The organism is Caulobacter endophyticus (assembly GCF_003116815.1).
Classification (GTDB): domain Bacteria; phylum Pseudomonadota; class Alphaproteobacteria; order Caulobacterales; family Caulobacteraceae; genus Caulobacter; species Caulobacter endophyticus.
The window spans coordinates 1-18,263 of record NZ_QDKQ01000033.1; the positions used below are offsets into that span (position 1 = coordinate 1).

Genomic DNA, 18,263 nt, shown 5'->3' on the forward strand with positions numbered 1-18,263 from the left:
CCGCGGCGGAAGCCGGAGCGCCCGCGGCGGGAGCGGCGGCGCCTTCAGCGGCCGGAGCCGCAGCCGCATCGGCGGCCGGAGCGGCCGCGGCGGCGGGCTTGGGCGCCGGCACCGGCAGGGTCGAACCCAGGCTGTGCAGGTAGGCGATGATCGCGATGCGGTCTTCCTGCTTCTTCAGGCCCGCGAAGGTCATCTTGGTGCCCGAGATGTACTTGCCAGGCGCCTTCAGGAACTGGTCGACGTGGTCGTAGTCCCACACCGGGTTCTTGCCGCCGAAGTCGGTCATCGCGCCCGAATAGCCAAAGCCGGGGTGCGTGCCGGGCTTCTTGCCCAGGGTGCCGAAGAGGTTGGGACCGGTGCCGTTCGGACCACCCGAGGTGAAGGTGTGGCACGAGGCGCACTTGGCCGAGACGGCCTTGCCGGCCTCGATGTTGGCGGGAAGCAGCAGGACCGAGCCCCAGTCCGGCGGAACCTCGGCGGCCGGGGCGCCCTCGCCGCCGGTGTCTTCCTCGACGGCGATCGCGTAGCCGGGCTTTTCGACGTCGTGCTTCTTGAAGACGATGTCGGAGGCCTCGCGCAGACCGAAGATGACCAGACCGGTCAGAAGCACGCCGCCGAAAATCTTGTTGAACGTAAGGTCGCTCATCTCAGCCTTGTCAGCCTCTTTATAGACCCGTCTTGCGTGGACGGAGCCGATTTATGAGCGCGGGTCCCCCCATGGTCTCCCCACGCGCGTGTTGCGCTCCGGTCTCTGACACGCTACCGCCCCGTGCGCAACCCGGGCGAACCGCGTTTCGCCTTCCAGACGTGACACCATGAACCCGATCGTCCTCATCCCCGCCCGCATGGCGGCCACCCGCCTGCCCAACAAGCCGCTGGCCGATATCGGCGGGCTGCCGATGATCGTGCGCGTGCTGCGCCAGGCGCAGGCGGCGAACATCGGCCCCGTGGCCGTGGCGGCGGGCGATCCCGAGATCGTCGCGGCGGTGGAAGCCGCCGGCGGCCGCGCCGTGCTCACCGATCCGGCCCTGCCCTCGGGCTCGGACCGCATACTGGCGGCGCTGGCGGTGCTGGACCCCGCCGGCGTTCACGACGTGATCATCAACCTGCAGGGCGACATGCCCTTCGTCGATCCGGCGGTGCTTTCCGCCTGCGCCCGACAGCTGGCCGACCACGCCGACGCCGACATCGCCACCGTCGTGGCCCCGGAGGCCTCGAGCGCCGACCGCTCCAATCCCGACGTGGTCAAGGCCGTGCTGGCCATGGATCCGGGCGGCCAGGGGAGCGCTCAGGGCGGTCGCGCCCTCTACTTCACCCGCTCGACCCTCTATGGCGATGCGCCGGTATGGCGCCACATCGGCATCTACGGCTATCGCCGCGCCGCGCTGGAGGCCTTCAACGCCGCCGCCCCCTCCCCGCTGGAACAGCGCGAGAAGCTGGAGCAGCTGCGGGCCATGGAGCTGGGCCTGACCATCCGCGCGGCGGTGGCGGACGAGGCCCCGATCTCCGTCGACAATCCGTCCGACCTGCAGGCCGCCCGCGACCACGCCGAAAAGAACTGAAGAACTAGATGAGCACCCTCAAGACCATCGCCTTCCAGGGCGAACTCGGCGCCAACAGCCACGAGGCGTGCCGCACCTACTTCCCCGACTACGAAGTGCTGCCCTGCGCCACCTTCGAGGAGGCGTTCGAGGCCATCAAGACCGGGGCTGCGCAGTTGGGCATGATCCCGATCGAGAACTCGATCGCCGGCCGCGTCGCCGACGTCCACCACCTGCTGCCCGCCTCGGGCCTGAAGATCATCGGCGAGCGCTTCAAGCCGATCCGTTTCCAGCTGATGGCCAACAAGGGCGTGACGCTCGACAGCGTCAGGACCGCCGTCTCGATGCCGATCGCGCTGTCCCAGTGCCGGCACAGCCTCAAGCGCCTGGGCCTCTCGACCGAGGGCGCGGGCGACACCGCCGGCGCCGCCAAGGCCCTGGCCGCCAAGCCCGACCCAGCCCGCGCCGCCGTCGCCCCCGCCCTGGCCGCCGAGATCTATGATCTCGACATCCTGGCGCGCGACATCGAGGACGAGCGCCACAACACCACCCGCTTCCTGGTGATGACCGCCGACCCGGCCCCGCCGGCCCCGTCGTTCACCCACCGCTGCGTGACCAGCTTCGTCTTCCGGGTGCGCAACCTGCCGGCCGCGCTCTATAAGGCGCTGGGCGGCTTCGCCACCAACGGCGTCAACATGACCAAGCTGGAAAGCTACATGGAGAACGGCGCCTTCACGGCGACCTTCTTCTACGCCGAGGTCGACGGCCGCCCAGAGGACCGCAGCCTGGCCCTGGCCTTCGACGAGCTGAAGTTCTTCTCCGAGAAGTTCGAGATCCTGGGCGTCTATCCGGCCGACCCGTTCCGCGATCGGGGCTAGGCCTTTCGGTAGAACAGCACCCGTCCCGTCGGGACGAGCTGCAGCAGGACATCGAACTCCCGCACGTTGGCCGTCAGGACGGTGAGGCCGAGCTTCAGCGCCTGCAGGAACAGCACGCTGTCCTGCAAGGCCTTGAGGCGGGCGTCGTCGCGATAGCCTTGCAGACGGCACAGCATGCCGGCCAGCAGGGCGGCGCGGCTCAGCACCTCGGCGTCGGGCTCGAACAGGCGATGGTCGGGCATGGCCTTGACCTGCCGCTCGATGGCCCCAATCGCGGCGGCGGTGCGCGGATCGTCGGGCCGCAGCACGCCGACCGCATGCATCAGTTCCTGGACGGCCACGGTGGAGTGGTTGACCTGCCGGGTCGCGACCAAGCCGCTGAGAACACCGGGCGCGCGGCCCTGCATCCGGTCGATGTAGACGCAGGTGTCGAGCAGCAGCGCCGCCCCCGCCAGCTCGCCCTCATCGGCGAAGGGTAGCGCGGCGTCGTCACGGCGCGCCAGGGTGCGGCCAGGATCGAAGCGCGTCCAGCGGCGGGCGGCGTCGAAATCGAAGCTCGCCACCTCAGAAGCCCAGCTTCAGGTCTGGATCGACCGTGCCTCCAACCGCTTCGAAAGCCTCGGCGAAGCGATCCTCCAGAGCCAGGCTGGCCAGGGCGAACTCCAGCAGCTCGGTATCGGTGGCGATGCCGGTATTGGCCTTGGCCTGCTCGATCAGGGCCGCGCTGAGACGGCCCCCGATCCGGCCGTCCTTGTCGGCGAGCAAGCCGGACCTTTCGGCGCTGGCCATCACCGCCTCGACTCTGGCCGCCGGCCGCGCGCGAGGTGCGATCGGAGCGGCGCCGGCAGCTTCCCTCATTCCGCTCGCGCCCTTGGCCACCGTCGCCTCGTTCAACAATTTTCTATTTTGTCTAACATATATCAAATCTGACGGCGCTTGAAGCCCGCGCCGCCTTCACCCCTCCCCCGTTCCGCCCTATCCTCGCCGATCATGACCAAGCCCGTTCCCGCCGATGTCGTCTCGCGCCTGAAGTCCGTGCTGGGCGAAGGAGGATGGAGCCAGGATCCCGAGCGGCTGGCGCCGAAGCTGGTCGAGTGGCGCGGGCGCTGGAAAGGCGAGACGCCGCTGCTGGTCATCCCGCGCACCACCGCCGAGGTGGCGGCCGTCGTCGGAATCTGCGCCGCCGATGAGGTGGCGATCACCCCGCAGGGCGGCAATACCGGCCTCGTCGCCGGCCAGATCCCGCAGGGCGAGATCCTGCTGTCGACCGAGAAGCTGCGCGCCGTGCGCGACGTCGACGCCCTGGACGACGTGATGGTGCTGGAAGCCGGCGTCACCCTGTTCGAAGCCCACCAGCAGGCCGCCGCCGTCGGCCGCCGGTTTACGGTGGGCGTGGCCTCGGAAGGCTCCTGCACCGTCGGCGGACTGATCTCGACCAACGCCGGCGGCACGGCCGTGCTGCGCTACGGCATGATGCGCGAGCAGGTGCTGGGGATCGAGGCCGTCCTGCCCAATGGCGAGATCTGGAACGGGCTCAAGCGCCTGCGCAAGGACAACACCGGCTACGACCTAAAGCAGCTCTTGATCGGCGCCGAGGGCACGCTGGGCATCGTCACCGCCGCGGCGCTGAAGCTGCATGCGCCCCTGGCCTCGCGGGCCGTGGCCATCGTGGGCCTCGCCTCGCCCGCCGACGCCATCCAGCTGCTGGCGCGGGCCAAGGACGAGACGGGCGGCGCGGTCGAGGCCTTCGAGCTGATGGGCCGGCTGGGCTTCGCCCTGACCGTCAGGAACGTGCCGGGCCTGCGCGATCCTCTGCCCACGGAACATGCCTGGTACGTGCTGATCGAGATCGCCAGCGGCGAACCCGGCGCGGCCGAGGCGGCGCTGGAACGTCTGCTGGCCGGCGCCCTGGAAAGCGGCCTAATCGCCGATGCGGCGGTGGCCCAGACGCAGACCCAGATGAAGGCCTTCTGGCACATCCGCGAGGGTCATTCGGCCGGCCAGAAGCCGGAAGGCGCGGTGTGGAAGCACGACGTTTCCGTACCGGTCTCCAAGATTCCCGACTTCATCGACCAGGCCGACGCGGCGATCGAGAAGACCTTCCCCGGAACCCGCATCGTCGCCTTCGGCCACGTGGGCGACGGCAACGTCCACTACGACGTGCTGAAACCCCAGGGCGGCGACGACGACGCCCATGACGCCGCCCGCGAAGCCGGCGCCCGCATCGTCCACGACATCGCCGCGGGCTTCCACGGCTCGATCAGCGCCGAGCATGGCCTGGGCGCGATGAAGTCGGCCGAGGCCCTTGCCTACAAGGACCCCGTAGAGGTCGCCGCCCTGCGCGCCATCCGCGCCGCGCTGGATCCCCAGCGGATCATGAACCCGCGGGTCCTGTTCTAGGCGACGTCGACCTGCGCCGCCCTGGCCTTGCGGCGGGCGAAATAGACGGCGATCAGCGACAGCACCGCGCCGGCCGGGAAGGTCGACTTCAGGACGCCCGGCTGCTGGCCTGGGCCCAGGATGTTGACCGCGAAGGGCGCGAGGCCCCACTTGCCGGTCGCCGTATGCATCCACAGCACGCCGACGCCGACGAAGCACAGCACCGCCCAGATGACACGCAGCTTCAGCGTCCTGGTGCGAGCCACGAAATACAGGGCCACGATCATCGGCAGCGGCCAGGCCAGGGCGGCCACGAGGGCGAGGGTTTCGTTCATGCGATCTTCCTAGCGGGCGCCCGCGCAAGCTCAAAGCCTCGCATGCGCCGGACGGGTGTGCGGCCGGTCACATCTTGAAGTTGAAGCCGTGGTAGGGTCGCCGCGAAACGCCCATGAGACCAGCCGCCGGAGGCGACCATGCCGCAGACGCCCGCGACCAGCCTGACCCTCCAGCAGCAGGCCTTCTGCCTGTCGTGGCTGTCGAACGCCGCTTCGGACAAGGTCGACACCCTGGCCAACCTGGAAGCCCACGTGCGCCAGTCCGTGCAGGCCTTCACGGCCGACAACGCCGGCCGTGTCGCCGATTGGTCGATCGCCTGGGGCCCGGTCGCGTCCAGCCACGAGGGGGCCGACCCGACCGCGCTCTACTACGCCGACAACATGCTGTACGCGGCCTCGGCGTCGGTGAACGGCGCGCCCTGCCTGGTGGTGGCCATGGCCGGCACCAACGAGGACGACGCCTATGACTGGCTGGCGGAAGACTTCTCGATCGTCCGGCAGATCGACTGGCCCTACGGCAATGGCGGCTTCGACGGCGCGGCGACGCCGAAGATCTCGCACGCCACGGCGACAGGCGTCGCCGACCTGCTGGCGATGAAGGATCCCAAGGCCGGCGGCATCCAGGCCTTCGTCGGCGACTGGACCAAGGCCAATCCCGGCGGCACGGTGATCTTCACCGGCCACAGCCTGGGCGGGGCGCTGTCGCCGAGTCTGGCCATGGCGACCGTGAGCCAGAACGGCGGCCCGTTCGCCGACACCACCCTGCTGACCCTGCCCAGCGCCGGACCGACGCCGGGCAATCCCGATTTCGCGGCGCTCTACACGCACTTCTTCCCGACGCCGGCTCCCGGCTCGGCCAACGCCGGCCCCGTGCCGTTCAACACCGACCTGGTGAACGTCCACGACGTGGTGCCCACCGCCTGGAACGACGTGAAGCTGACCGGCTTCTTCACCAACACCGGGGACCTGGCCTTCAAGCTGGCCATGGACGCCCTGCTGGCCTCGCTGGACGGCCTGGCCCATGGCCTGATCGGCTTCAACACCTACCAGCCGATCGCCCACCAGACCTTCGCCGCCGATCCGCCCGACGTCGACTACAACAGCCTGCAGGGCTATTTCGGCCTGATCGTCGCCAATCACCTGGCGGCCTACCCGACCTATGTCGGCGTCGATGATGCGCTCACCGAGACCACCGCGGCCATGTCGCGCGCCACGCTGCGCCAGGTGCAGACCCACGCCAAGCGCCTGACGGCGGCGGCCCAGGCGCAATCGCCCGCACAGATCCCGGCGCCGGCCCAGGCGAGCTGAATCCACGCCCTTGCGGCGCCCCCTCGCTCGACCATATAAGACATATACGAAACGTATATGCCGGAGCGAGGCCATGGGCATCGTCAACATCGAGGACGAGCTGCACGAGCAGCTGCGTCGGGCCAGCAAGGCCTCGTACCGGTCGATCAACGGCCAGGCGGCGTTCTGGATCAGGATCGGTATGCTCAGCGAGCTGAACCCCGGCCTGACCTTCCAGGAGCTGGTGGCCCGCGAGCTGAAGGAGGCCGGCGTCGACGCCCCCGACCTCGCCCCCGTCGCGGCGACCAGCGCCCCATGACGATCGACAACGAGGACCAGCTGGAGAAGCTGCGCGCCGTCGGCAATCTGGTGGCCCGCACGCTGGCGGCCATGGGGGCTGCGCTGGAGCCGGGCATGACCACCCGCGAGCTGGACGACCTCGGCCGCTCCCTGCTGGAGGCCGAAGGCGCCCGCTCGGCGCCGGAGCTGACCTACGACTTCCCCGGCGCGACCTGCATCTCGGTGGGTCCCGACTGCGCCCATGGCATTCCCGGCGACACGGTGATCAAGGCCGGCGACCTGATCAATATCGACGTCTCGGCCGAGCTGGACGGCTTCTTCGGCGACACTGGAGCCAGTTTCTCCGTGCCGCCGACGACCAGGCGCGTCGAGCGCCTGTGCCGCGACGGCCGCCGGGCGATGTGGGCCGGCATCCGCGCGGTGCGGCCCGGCGGCCGGCTGAACGAGATCGGCCGCCAGATCGAGGCCTTCGCCGACAAGAACGGCTACAGCCTGGTGCGCAACCTCGCCAGCCACGGCGTCGGCCGCTCGCTGCACGACGAGCCCAAGGAGATCCCCACCTGGCGCGAGCCGCGCGACCGGCGGGTGATCACCGAGGGCCTGGTCTTCACCATCGAACCGTTCCTGTCGCTGGGCGCGGACTGGGTCGAGGAACTGGACGACGGCTGGACGCTGCGCCCGCCAGGACGCGAGGCCACGGTTCAGTACGAGCACACCCTGGTGGCGACGCGGAACGGCCCGCTGGTGCTGACGCTGGCTTGACCCTTACGGGCCGAAGAAGCGCCCCCGACGCTGGCGAAGCGGGACCAAAGCCTCTATCTGCACCCCCATGCTGATGGTCATCTCCCCCGCCAAGTCGCTAGACTTCACCGCCCCGGATCAGGTCCTGCCCCTGACCACCCCGGCCCTGAAGCCGCAGATCGCGGAACTGGCCAAGGTCACCCGCAAGCTGACGGCCGCCGATCTGCGCCGGCTGATGCACATCTCCGAGAAGCTGGCCGACCTGAACCGCGAACGGTTCCAACATTTCGACCCCGAGGTCGAAGACGGGCTCCAGGCGGTCATCGCCTTCAACGGCGACGTCTATGCGGGCCTGGCCGCGCGCGAACTGGACCGCCCGGCCCTGGAATGGGCGCAAGGCAGCCTGCGGATCCTGTCGGGCCTCTACGGCGTGCTGCGGCCGCTCGACGCCCTGCAGCCCTACCGCCTGGAGATGGGCACGCGCCTGAAGACCAAGCGCGGCGCCAACCTCTACGACTTCTGGGGCGAGACCATCGCCAAGACGCTGAACGAGGCGGCCGCCGACCACGCCGACCCGACCCTGGTGAACCTGGCCAGCCAGGAATATTTCGGCGCCGTCGACGCCAAGGCCCTGAAGCTGCCGGTCGTCACCTGCCACTTCAAGGAAGAGAAGGCCGGGGCCCTGAAAGTGCTGGGCTTCTACGCCAAGAAGGCCCGCGGCCGCATGGCGCGCTACGCCATCGAGGGTCGCGTCGAGAAGGCCCAGGACCTGAAGGCCTTCGACCTCGACGGCTACCGCTTCCGCCCAGACCTCTCCACCGACGCCGACTGGGTTTTCGCTCGCCCGCAGCCCTGAATTCATCTATCGATGAATTTATAGCCCCTCGTTCTTTCGCAACGGCGGGCTATATGTTGCGTTGCAACAATTTCAGCGGCCCACGAGGCCAGCAGGAGAGCGCCATGGCGGTGGATTTCGGGTTGCAGGGGCAGGTCGCGATCGTCACGGGCTCGACCAGCGGCATCGGTCACGCCCTCGCCGACGCCCTCGCCGGCCAGGGCGTCAACATCGTGCTCAACGGCCTGGGCGAAATGAACGCCATCGAGCGCACCCGCGCCGAGATGGCCGAGAAGCACGGCGTCGAGGTGCTGTACCACGGCGCCGACATGACCAAGCCGGTCGAGATCGCCGACATGGTGCGCGCGGCCAAGGCCGAGTTCGGTGAGCTGGACATTCTCGTGAACAACGCCGGCGTCCAGCACGTGGCCCCGGTCGACGAGTTTCCCGACGACAAGTGGGACCTGATCATCGCCATCAACCTGTCGTCGGCGTTCCACGCCGCCAAGGCGGCGATCTCGATCATGAAGGAGCAGGGCCGCGGGCGGATCGTCAACATCGCCTCGGCCCACGGGCTGATCGCCTCGCCTTACAAGTCGGCCTATGTGGCGGCCAAGCACGGCATCCTGGGCCTGACCAAGACCATCGCGCTCGAGGTGGCTCAGCAGGGCGTCACCTGCAACGCCATCTGCCCGGGCTTCGTGAAGACCCCGCTGGTCGAGGCCCAGATCGCCGACCAGGCCAAGGCCCGCGGCATCAGCGAGGAGGCGGTGATGAAGGACGTGATCCTGGCCGCCCAGCCCACCAAGCAGTTCGTCACCGTCGAGCAGCTGGCCGGCCAGCTGCTCTATCTGGTCAGCGACCTGGGGGCCTCGGCCAACGGCGCGGCCTTCACGATCGACGGCGGCTGGACGGCTCAGTAGGCGGAGTTCTTCGATGCCTATCGCGCCGCTGAAAAGGAAGCCCAAGGGGCCGCGCCCGATCAGCCTGGCGCTGCAGGGCGGCGGGGCGCACGGCGCCTTCGAGTGGGGCGTCATCGACCGCCTGCTGGAGGAGGAAGGCCTGGAGATCCAGGCTGTCACCGCCGCCTCGGCCGGGGCGATGAACGCGGTGGCCTTCACCTCGGGCCTGATCGCCGGCGGCCGCGACGGGGCCAGGGCCGCGCTCGACGACTTCTGGAAACAGGTCAACCGCAACGGCGGCCGCAACGTCTTCGGCGACACCAGCATCTGGACGAGCGCCTTCGGGGGCGCGGCCGACTGGATCAAGAACACCCCCGGCTGGCGGATGGCCGAGACCCTGGCCCTGTCGCTGAGCCCCTACGAGTTCAATCCGTTCAACCTGAACCCGCTGCACGACATTCTCGACGAGACGATCGACTTTGCCGCCCTGCGCGAGCGCTCGCCGGTCAAGCTCTACATCGCCGCGACGGCGGTGCGCACCAGCAAGGCCAAGGTGTTTCGCGAGACCGAGCTGACCGCCCGCCACGTGATGGCCAGCGCCTGCCTGCCGCAGGTGTTCCAGGCGGTCGAGATCGATGGCGAGCCCTACTGGGACGGCGGCTTTCTCGCGAACCCGCCGCTGTGGCCGCTGTTCTATGACCAGACGCCGGACGACATCCTGCTGGTCAGCCTCAACCCCTTCGTCCGCGACGAGACGCCCAAGTCCCCGGGCGAGATCATGGACCGCCTGAACGAGATCACCTTCAACGCGGCGTTGTCCTCGGAGCTTCGCGCCATCGGCTTCGTGCAGAAGCTGCTCGACGAAGGCCTCTTGAAAGACAATGCCCGGGGGCGCTATCGGCGCATGCTCGTTCACGCCATCAAGGCCGACGGGCCGCTGGCCGACCTGTCGCTGGCGTCCAAGTTCAATACCGAGTGGAGCTTCCTGACCGACCTCAAGGCCCGTGGGCGCAAGGCGGCGGAAGACTGGCTCGGCGAGTGCATGTCCCAGGTGGGCGAACGCTCGACGGTAGATCTGAAGTCTGGTTTCGCATGATTACCCCCGCTCCGACCCCTTCTCCCACCGCCGGCGTCATCTGCCTGCGGGGGCATGAGGTGCTGCTGATCAAGCGCGGCACCCCGCCACGCCTTGGCCAATGGAGCCTGCCGGGCGGGCGCATCGAGTTCGGCGAGACCGCAGAGGCGGCCGCGCTGCGCGAACTGCGCGAGGAGACGGGCGTGGAGGCCCGCCTGCTGGGCCTGATCGACGTCGTGGACGGCGTCTTCACCTCGCGCGAGACCGGGCAGACCACCCGCCACTTCGTGATGTTCGACTACGCCGCCGAGTGGACCGGCGGCGAGCCCCACGCCGGCGACGACGCCGCCGACGCCCGCTTCTTCACCCGCGAAGAGGCCATGGCGGCGGTGGAATGGGACCTGACCCGCCAGGTCATCGCCCAGACCTACGACCTGTTCCGGCGGTAGGCGGCGCATCAAGAGACAATTTAAGATTGCGCAATCTAGGGCGCGATCATAGATTGATAGGCGAGCCGCGGGGGCGTGGCTCGATCACCCAGTGAGTTTCCTTCGATCGTCGGCTTTCGACGTCGGCCGTTCGCGCGCCGTCGCTCGACGCCGGCCGGGCATCGCACGTCCGCGGCCGGCGGACGACGGGAGGCGCAGCGCATGTCGACCCAGACCGCCGACATCTATGTCGAATACGCCGGGAGCGGCGTCGCCAACATCACGCTGTGGCGTCGCCGCGGCAAGAAGATGCAAAGCCAGAGCTGGACCTATGTCAGCGCCAACCAGTCGACGCCCACCCCCATGCAGGTCGCGTTCGACCCCAGCGACGGGGAGACCGATCTCTGGTCGGTGAAGCTCACGGTCCTGAACGGCGCCGGCGCGGGCGTCTATCAGAGCGGGAGCACCGACAACTGGAGCGCCGGACAGTTGACGTCCTACGCCGATGGCCAGTCGATCACCTTCATCGTCGACGCTGCGAACCTGCTCATCCCCATGCCGGCCAAGAGCGGGATCCAACAAACGACGGCCAACATGCGGTGGGTGGCTCCCAACACGGCAAGCGGCGTCCACAATGTCTTCGTGCTGATGCTGGAGAACCATTCGTTCGACAACATCTTCGCCTTCTCGGGCATTCCGAACATCAAGGCGGCGACCACGAGCGACAGCAACAGCTTCGGCGGCGTCACCTATCACCCCAGCTCGCCCGCGCCGTGGGCTATGCCCACCGACCCCGGCCACGAGTTCTACGACGTGCTGGTGCAGCTGTGCGGCCCGCCTTCGAGCGTTCCGCCGCCGCCGAACTGGCGCGTGCCCTGGACTGCCTATAACCAGCCGATCGACAACAGCGGCTTCGTCTACGACTACGCCAACAGCACCACCGAGGCGCCGGCGGACAATCCTTTCCTGAAGCCGTCGGCCAAGCAGCGCGGTGCTGTCATGATGTGTTTCGACACGCCCGCGCAGTTGCCGATCATCAACGCCCTGGCCACCAACTTCGCCATCTGCGACCACTGGTTCTCGTCGCTGCCCGGCCCCACCTGGCCCAATCGCTTCTTCGTGCACGGCGCCTCGTCGGGCGGCTGGGCCGACTCGCCGGGAAGCTGGACGATGGGCGTCTGGGAATACGTCAGCGGCTTCACCTACCCCAGCGGGGCCTCGATCTACGACAAGCTGAACCACAAGCAGCTGACCTGGCGCATCTACCAGGACGAATCCGGATCGTACGTCGGCGCCACGCCCCAGGTCACCGCGATCAAGGGCGTGGACGACAGCCAGCCGTTCAAGGATTTCGCCTGGGACGTCATGGGTCCCTACCCCTACGCCTACACCTTCATCGAGCCCAACTACGGCGACACGGTCTTGGGGACCTACGAGGGCGGCTCCTCGCAGCATCCGATGGACTCCATGGTCCGCGGCGAGGCCCTGATCAAGGCGACCTACGAGGCCATCCGCCGCTCGCCGCTGTGGGAGAACAGCCTGCTGATCATCACCTATGACGAGCACGGCGGCTTCTACGACAGCGTCTCCCCCGGCCAGGCGCCGCCGCCCAACGACGGCAGCCCCAAGGACGCCTCCCAGAACAAGGCCGGCTTCCTGTTCGACGTCTATGGCGTGCGCGTACCGGCGGTGATCGTCTCACCCCAGATCCAGGCGGGGGTCGATTCCACGATCTACGACCATGCCTCGGTGTCGGCGACGCTGAACGCCCTGTTCGGTACCGGGACCATGACCGACCGCGACGCCCAGGCCGCCGACCTGACCGGCCTGCTGACCGGGACGCTGCGCACCGACTGCCCCATGACCCTGCCGCCGCTGGCCCCGCAGACCAAGCCCGGCTCGGGCGACGACGATCTCGAGGCGGCCAGGCCGGACCCGGCCGTTCTCGCCGCCCAGCCCCTGCCCGAGCAGGGCAACGCCATCGGCCTGCTGCTGCTGCTGGCCAAGCGCGACACCCACCTGTCCGGCGGCGACGCGGCGGCGGCGGCGGCCGTCAAGGCGCGGGTCGCCGCCATCAGGACCCGGGGCGACCTGGCCGACTACGCTCATGAAGTTCGCGCCAAGCTGGCGGCGGTCCGCGCCGCCCGCTCGAGCGGGGAGCCGGGCCGCGCCGAGGAGCCCGCGGCCGTTTTCTAGACCCGAGAGTCCAGAATAAGCCTTTGGATTTTATGGACTTGTCTCATCGAAGCTTCGATGAGACGCTTTCCTCGTGACCGTCAGCCTCGACGTCAGAGCGCGGCGCCGGTTCACGAGGAAACGTAAGAGAGATGACCCCGCAAGACATCGTGGGCCTGGCCCCGCCGCGCGGACTTCTGGCGATGATCGCGCTGATGCTGTCGGCCATGGCCGCCTGCTTCTGGACCCCGGAACTGGACCCCGAGCGCATTCTCGACGAAGACCGCTAGAGCGCGTCAGGCGCTCAGCGGCTCGCGGGACTCGACCGGGGCGCGGGCTGCGCGCAGTTCGGCCAGCGCCCGCGCCCAGCGCGCCGGACCCGGCCCCGCCATCCAGGCCATCGCCGCCAGACCTGCGCCGACCAGGGCCGCCTCGGTCGCCAGCGCGCCCGCCGAGGCCGCGCCCCACTTCAGATTGGCCAGGTTGACCAGCTCGTTGGCCAGGGTGGCGTAGATCGAGCTGGCCACGAACACCGGCAGCGACCGCCTGCCCAGCCGCGCCAGCAGGCTGTCGCCGCCCGCCGCGTGCAGCAGCCGGACCACTGGCGCCCTGGCCAGGACGATGGCCAGATAAACGAGGCTGAGGGCGTGCAGCACCCGCAGCGGCGACTGGAAGCTCTTGCTGGCGCCCAGCCAGAAATGCTCGTTGCGACCGGCGGCCCAGGCCACGACGGTCGGCGCATGGGGCGCCGCCGCGATCAGCAGCAGATAGCTCAGCACCACCCCCGCGGCCCCGGCGACCAGCCACGGCGACCGCGGAACCCGGACGCCCTGCTTCAGGGCGGCGGCGGCGGCCACCCCGCAGGCGAAGATCAGCGTCCAGGGCAGGATGGTCAGGGCCAGGGGCGCGCCGGTCAGGCTGTCGTGCAGCACCAGCTTGAAATGGCCCGCCAGCGCCCAGACCGGCAGGGCGACGGCGACCGCCAGCCACCAGCGCCGCGACGCCGCCCAGACCAGCAGGGGCGCGGCCAGCATCAGGGCCACATACAGCCGCAGCACCATCGAAAAGCCGACCGACTGCCTCAGCCCGGCCAGATGCGCCAGATCGATCGCCAGGCCGTTGCCCGCCAGGGCGTCCAGCACCGCTCTCTGCTGCATCAGCGCCGGATCGACGAACCGGCGCAGCAGCAGAAGGCCTGCCAGGCTGAAGGCGATGAGCACGAGGTTGCACAGATAAAGCGTGCCGGCCCGCCGCCAGAACTTGTCGAACCGCTGCGCCGGGGCAAGGCCGCTCGACGACAGATAGGCCGACATGCCGGCCAGGAACACGAACAGCTCGGCGCTGTCGGAGAAACCGACGTTCGATGGCGACAGATGGGTCAGGACCCCGGCGCCGATGTGGTTGACGAAGATGTTGACCAGGCAATAGCCGCGGACCGCATCGATCAGATGTATACGCCCGCCCGTCACGCCCCAACTCCTGCTCAGCTTCCGGTGCAGCTTGCGCGGATCGTCGCTAATCGACAGTGAATATCAAAGATAAACGCCGACAAAAGACGAGCAAATTCAGAACATAACGATCCGCGTCGCGAGATTTCAATATTGTTGCAATCCAGGGACGCTAAAGGAAATTGGCGCAGGCAACTCTAGACAGAGCAATCCCGGAAACTCGCGCCGCCGAACGGCGTCAATGCCTGCGAACCTTGGTCACGGCCGATAGTTTCCCCAGTCATGGCAGCCCGGGCGCGGCGCGCCGGCCAGGCCCTGCGCATCGATGCACAGCAGGCCCGCGCGAGGCCCCGCGCCGTCCGGCGGCGAGATCCAGGTCACCGCCCCGTCCCGCACCCCGACCAGGACCGCATCGCGCGCGTCCGAGAGATTACGCGTCCTGCCGCCGCCCAGGTCGACCGTCAGCACGCCATAGCCCGGCCGCGCCGAGGCGTGCCAGCGCAGCCCCTCGCGGCTGGCCGCGAAGGCCTTCGGATCCTGCGGCAGGCGCTGGCCAAGACCAAGGCTCGCCAGGGTCGCCGCGCCCGAATCGCGCGCCCGCGCCCGGTCGCGGTTCATGCCCGGCAACTGCACCGCGAAGGGCAGCAGGGCCAGGCCCTGCATGTCGCTGTTGTTCAGGGGCCGGCGTTTTGTCGGCGCCGTGATCGGCGGCCGCCTGGGCAGGGGCGCGCAGTCGACCGACAGCCGCTCGGAGGCCGTCAGGCGGCCGGCCTCCCAGCGTCCGAGAAAGCCGGCGCCGTCTTCCAGCGGCAGTTGGCCGAGGCCGGTCTGGAACGGCCCGATCGAGGCCTGGCGGATCCAACGCTCATAGGCCTTGCGGTCGTCGATCGACGGGGCCGGCGACCTAGGCGGCGCCCGCGCGGGACGCAGGACCGCCGCCAGCCGCCCGTCCCGGAACGCCAGCACCGGATCGCCCGCCGCCGGCGGCCTGGGCTCGGAGGCCAGCCGCGACCGGCAGGACGGAACGTCGGGGTCGTAGGGCTCGTCGCCATGGGTGCGCTGGAGCATCCGCCGATGCAGCGCGCGGGGATCGGCGACCAGCACGTCGAGGGTGAAATAGGCGTCCGCCCCGCCGTCGCGAGCGACCTCGAAGCCGCGCGCCAGCGGCGCGTCGGCCGGCGCGCCGGTCAGGCGGGCGCGAACCTCGACTGGCGAAAGGCCGATCAGTTCGCCGATGGCGGCTTCGCCGGCCCGCGCTCCGCCCGACGCCAGCAGCAGCGCGGCCAGGGCCGCAAGTCCGATCCGCCTGGTCATGCCGGCCTCCCAGATCCAACCCAGGGAGGAGATCATGGCGCGGCCTCGCGCGCCACAGAAAAGTAAGTGAACAATCACACTTGCACTGTCGACCTGCCCTCGCGGAAGGATTGCCGCCCGCCATGCGAGGCGCATGCTCGCCGCGAAGGCTCCGTCCGAGAGCCGCTTCGAACGAAAGAGGGAGACCCGCCATGGCCCTGCGCACGCCGCTTTGCGACCTGCTGCACGTCGAGCACCCGATCCTGCTGGCCGGCATGGGCGGGGTGTCCTACGCCCCGCTGGCCGCGGCCGTATCGGCGGCGGGCGGCTATGGCGTCCTGGGCATGGCCGGAACCTCGCCCGATTTCATCCGCCGGCAGATGCGGCAGGTGCGCGAGTTGACCGACAGGCCGTTCGGCGTCGACCTGCTGGCCGCCACGCCCGACGCCCTGACCGCCAGCGTCGAGGTGATCATCGAGGAGGGCGCCAGCGCCTTCGTCGCCGGCCTGGGCGTGCCCTCGCCGATCATCGCACGTCTGCATGCGGCGGGGCTGAAGGTGATGGTGGTCTGCGGCACGGTGCGCCATGCCCAGAAGGCGCAGGACGCCGGCTGCGACGCGGTGATCTGCCAGGGCGGCGAGGGCGGCGGCCACACGGGCCTGGTCGGCGCCCTGCCGCTGATCGCCCAGGCGGTCGAGGCCGTCGAGATCCCGGTGATCGCCGCCGGCGGCCTCTATGACGGGCGCGGCCTGGCGGCCGCCCTGGCCCTGGGCGCGCAGGGCGTGTGGATGGGCACCCGCTTCATCGCCAGCCACGAGGCCCACGCCGGCGAGGTCTATCGCGACGCCGTGCTGGCCGCCCGCGACGAGGACACCGTCCGCACCCGCTGCTACTCGGGCAAGCCCATGCGGGTGCGCGCCAACCCCTACGTCGACGACTGGGAGACCCGGCCGGGCGATATCCAGCCCTTCCCGCTGCAGGCCATGGCCAGCGTGCAGGCAGGCGTGCTGGGCGGCATCGGCGGCCAGACCGAGGGCCTGGATCCCGACCGTTCATGCCTGGCCATGGGCCAGAGCGCCGGCGGGATCCGCCAGGTGCTGCCGGCCGGGCAGATCGTCGCCGACCTGGTCGCCGAGGCCGAAGCCGCCATCCGGCGCAGCGCAGCGCTGGTGGCGTGAGGCCTCATCGTCCCGACGACAGCACCGTCAGACGCCTGCCGGTCGTGTCATGCAGCACCGGCGACTGGGTGGCCAGTATGGTGGCGCCGACGACGATCACCGTGCGCACCGCCGCGCGAAAGCCGTCGGGCATGCCGGTCTTGGCCATCAGTTCGGGATCCAGCGGCTGGTCGGCCTCGTCCTCGTGGCCGGGCGCACCGACATAGGCCCAGCGCGGCACGCCCTTGTCGACGCCGGTGCAGACCAGGACGTGGGTCTGGAAATCCTCGTCGGGAAAGACGATGTCGGCGCGGCCGATCTCGACGCCGTTGCGCAGCACCACGGCCCGGCTGTCGCTGCGCGAGGCGATGATGGTCACCGGCCCGGCCTGCGAGGCCTGCGGCGTCCAGCGCCAGTCCTCGCCGTCGCTGGGGGCGGCCTCGACATCCGACGTCGCGCCCAGCACGCCGGCCGCCTGCGGCATGGTCGCGGGCGGGTCGCCGGCCTTGCCGACCACGATCACCGTGCCGCCCATCGGCGTGATGCCGAACAATAGCTTGGCGAACCCCATCGGCAGGTGCACGCAGCCGTGGCTTTCCGGATAGCCCGGCAGGCCGCCCGCATGCAGCGCCACCCCGTCCCAGGTCAGCCGCTGCTGATAGGGCATGGGGGCGCCGTTGTAGAGGCTGGAACGGTGGTCGGCGTCCTTCTGCAGGATCGTGAACACCCCGGTGGGGGTCTCATGACCCTCCTTGCCGCTGGACACGGTGGAGACGGCGATGCGCACGCCGTTGCGGTAGACGGTGGCCAGTTGCCGCGACAGGTCGACATGCACCACGACCGGGCCCTTGGGCGCGATCTGCGGGGCCCACACCCACTGCCCCGGCTTGAGCGTCTCGCCCGTGCGGGCCAGCTCGACCGCCGAACTGGCCTTGGCGCCCTGGGCCAGGGCCGCGCCCGGCGCCAGCAGGCCCGCGGCCAGGACGAGGCTTAGTTCGCGTCTCGAAAGGCTCATTTGGCGGCGATGGTCAGGGTGTAGGCGGCGGTCTCGTTGCGGCGTGCGGCGTTGCGCATCAGATAGACCTGCACGGTGTAGTCGCCGCTGGAGGGGATCTTCACCGAGGCGCTGTTTCCCGAGGTCGAGCCGACGAACATCGCCGCGTCGGCGCCGGGCGCGGTGATGTTGAAATAGGCCGAGGCGTTGGTCGGCTTGAAGTCGACCTTCAGCGTCTGGCCGGCCGCGACACCGACCTTGTAGTTCACCGACGCATAGCCCTTGATCGACCCCTTGATGGTCTTTGCCGAGGTTCCCTTGGCGAAGTGGACCGTCTCGGTGCGGGCGCCGTCCTGGGCCAGGGCCGGCGCGGCGGCGGTCAGCAGGCAGAGCGCGGCCAGGGTGCGAGCAAGCATTGTCGGTCTCCAGGAAGGATGATGCGGCGAGGATAGGTTGAGCTATGGACTAGGCGCAATCGCACCAACCATCGATAGT

21 protein-coding genes are annotated in these 18,263 nt (G+C 69.4%); 13 read left to right on the top strand and 8 right to left on the bottom strand.

Annotated features, from left to right (window positions below):
- The coding region (locus DDF67_RS08005; protein WP_109100374.1) for a c-type cytochrome at window positions 1-646 on the bottom strand (646 nt) is incomplete at its 3' end.
- Between the two features lie 169 nt (window positions 647-815).
- On the opposite strand from DDF67_RS08005, the gene DDF67_RS08010 reads away from it, so the two are divergent.
- Together DDF67_RS08010 and DDF67_RS08015 are read left to right on the top strand one after the other, a co-directional pair.
- A complete protein-coding gene (locus DDF67_RS08010) occupies window positions 816-1,562 on the top strand; it encodes a 3-deoxy-manno-octulosonate cytidylyltransferase (protein WP_109100375.1) in 747 nt (248 codons plus the stop codon).
- Window positions 1,563-1,570: 8 nt separating this feature from the next.
- Window positions 1,571-2,419, top strand: a complete 849-nt coding sequence (locus tag DDF67_RS08015; protein ID WP_109100376.1) for a prephenate dehydratase — start codon at window positions 1,571-1,573, stop codon at window positions 2,417-2,419.
- On the opposite strand, the gene DDF67_RS08020 is transcribed toward DDF67_RS08015, so the two are convergent.
- Together DDF67_RS08020 and DDF67_RS08025 are read right to left on the bottom strand one after the other, a co-directional pair.
- Window positions 2,416-2,982: a type II toxin-antitoxin system VapC family toxin gene (locus DDF67_RS08020; RefSeq protein ID WP_109100377.1), complete on the bottom strand. Its 567-nt coding sequence runs from the start codon at window positions 2,980-2,982 to the stop codon at window positions 2,416-2,418. The genes DDF67_RS08015 and DDF67_RS08020 overlap by 4 nt on opposite strands.
- 1 nt (window position 2,983) lies before the next feature.
- Complete coding sequence (locus tag DDF67_RS08025; RefSeq protein WP_109100378.1) at window positions 2,984-3,208, bottom strand: hypothetical protein; 225 nt, start codon at window positions 3,206-3,208, stop codon at window positions 2,984-2,986.
- Window positions 3,209-3,409: 201 nt separating this feature from the next.
- Here DDF67_RS08025 and DDF67_RS08030 point away from each other — a divergent pair, with 201 nt between their 5' ends.
- Entirely contained in the window at window positions 3,410-4,819 is a 1,410-nt protein-coding gene (locus DDF67_RS08030; protein ID WP_109100379.1) for an FAD-binding oxidoreductase, read from the top strand.
- Here DDF67_RS08030 and DDF67_RS08035 read toward each other — a convergent pair.
- Complete coding sequence (locus DDF67_RS08035; protein ID WP_109100380.1) at window positions 4,816-5,133, bottom strand: hypothetical protein; 318 nt, start codon at window positions 5,131-5,133, stop codon at window positions 4,816-4,818. The genes DDF67_RS08030 and DDF67_RS08035 overlap by 4 nt on opposite strands.
- 138 nt (window positions 5,134-5,271) lie before the next feature.
- Here DDF67_RS08035 and DDF67_RS08040 point away from each other — a divergent pair, with 138 nt between their 5' ends.
- From DDF67_RS08040 to DDF67_RS25715, 9 genes are all read left to right on the top strand, one after another.
- Window positions 5,272-6,441, top strand: a complete 1,170-nt coding sequence (locus DDF67_RS08040) for a lipase family protein (protein ID WP_109100381.1) — start codon at window positions 5,272-5,274, stop codon at window positions 6,439-6,441.
- A gap of 73 nt (window positions 6,442-6,514) precedes the next feature.
- Entirely contained in the window at window positions 6,515-6,739 is a 225-nt protein-coding gene (locus tag DDF67_RS08045; protein WP_109100382.1) for a ParD-like family protein, read from the top strand.
- Window positions 6,736-7,482 carry a type I methionyl aminopeptidase gene (map, locus tag DDF67_RS08050; protein WP_109100383.1) on the top strand — a complete coding sequence of 249 codons (747 nt, stop codon included), beginning with the start codon at window positions 6,736-6,738 and terminating at the stop codon, window positions 7,480-7,482. Before DDF67_RS08045 ends, map begins: the two co-directional genes overlap by 4 nt.
- A gap of 67 nt (window positions 7,483-7,549) precedes the next feature.
- Window positions 7,550-8,317: a peroxide stress protein YaaA gene (yaaA, locus tag DDF67_RS08055; protein WP_109100384.1), complete on the top strand. Its 768-nt coding sequence runs from the start codon at window positions 7,550-7,552 to the stop codon at window positions 8,315-8,317.
- 104 nt (window positions 8,318-8,421) lie between these two features.
- Complete coding sequence (locus DDF67_RS08060) at window positions 8,422-9,219, top strand: 3-hydroxybutyrate dehydrogenase (RefSeq protein ID WP_109100385.1); 798 nt, start codon at window positions 8,422-8,424, stop codon at window positions 9,217-9,219.
- Between the two features lie 13 nt (window positions 9,220-9,232).
- Complete coding sequence (locus DDF67_RS08065) at window positions 9,233-10,294, top strand: patatin-like phospholipase family protein (RefSeq protein ID WP_109100386.1); 1,062 nt, start codon at window positions 9,233-9,235, stop codon at window positions 10,292-10,294.
- Window positions 10,291-10,722 carry an NUDIX hydrolase gene (locus DDF67_RS08070; RefSeq protein ID WP_109100387.1) on the top strand — a complete coding sequence of 144 codons (432 nt, stop codon included), beginning with the start codon at window positions 10,291-10,293 and terminating at the stop codon, window positions 10,720-10,722. The genes DDF67_RS08065 and DDF67_RS08070 overlap by 4 nt, the downstream gene beginning before the upstream one ends.
- A gap of 201 nt (window positions 10,723-10,923) precedes the next feature.
- Window positions 10,924-12,897 (top strand): alkaline phosphatase family protein, encoded by a 1,974-nt coding sequence (locus tag DDF67_RS08075; protein WP_199229183.1) that lies wholly within the window; start codon window positions 10,924-10,926, stop codon window positions 12,895-12,897.
- 131 nt (window positions 12,898-13,028) lie between these two features.
- Window positions 13,029-13,166: a hypothetical protein gene (locus tag DDF67_RS25715; RefSeq protein WP_199229184.1), complete on the top strand. Its 138-nt coding sequence runs from the start codon at window positions 13,029-13,031 to the stop codon at window positions 13,164-13,166.
- A 6-nt stretch (window positions 13,167-13,172) separates the two neighbouring features.
- Here the strand turns inward: DDF67_RS25715 and opgC are convergent, their stop codons facing one another.
- Both opgC and DDF67_RS08085 read right to left on the bottom strand, forming a co-directional pair.
- The gene (gene opgC, locus DDF67_RS08080; protein ID WP_158278013.1) at window positions 13,173-14,345 is read right to left on the bottom strand and encodes an OpgC domain-containing protein; all 1,173 of its coding nucleotides are present in this window, start codon (window positions 14,343-14,345) and stop codon (window positions 13,173-13,175) included.
- A gap of 237 nt (window positions 14,346-14,582) precedes the next feature.
- Window positions 14,583-15,638: a hypothetical protein gene (locus DDF67_RS08085; RefSeq protein ID WP_146197976.1), complete on the bottom strand. Its 1,056-nt coding sequence runs from the start codon at window positions 15,636-15,638 to the stop codon at window positions 14,583-14,585.
- A gap of 191 nt (window positions 15,639-15,829) precedes the next feature.
- Here DDF67_RS08085 and DDF67_RS08090 point away from each other — a divergent pair, with 191 nt between their 5' ends.
- Window positions 15,830-16,795, top strand: a complete 966-nt coding sequence (locus tag DDF67_RS08090) for an NAD(P)H-dependent flavin oxidoreductase (RefSeq protein WP_109100390.1) — start codon at window positions 15,830-15,832, stop codon at window positions 16,793-16,795.
- 4 nt (window positions 16,796-16,799) lie between these two features.
- On the opposite strand, the gene DDF67_RS08095 is transcribed toward DDF67_RS08090, so the two are convergent.
- A complete protein-coding gene (locus tag DDF67_RS08095; protein WP_109100391.1) occupies window positions 16,800-17,789 on the bottom strand; it encodes a L,D-transpeptidase family protein in 990 nt (329 codons plus the stop codon).
- Entirely contained in the window at window positions 17,786-18,184 is a 399-nt protein-coding gene (locus tag DDF67_RS08100; protein ID WP_109100392.1) for a DNA breaking-rejoining protein, read from the bottom strand. Before DDF67_RS08100 ends, DDF67_RS08095 begins: the two co-directional genes overlap by 4 nt.
- Window positions 18,185-18,263 lie beyond the last annotated feature (79 nt).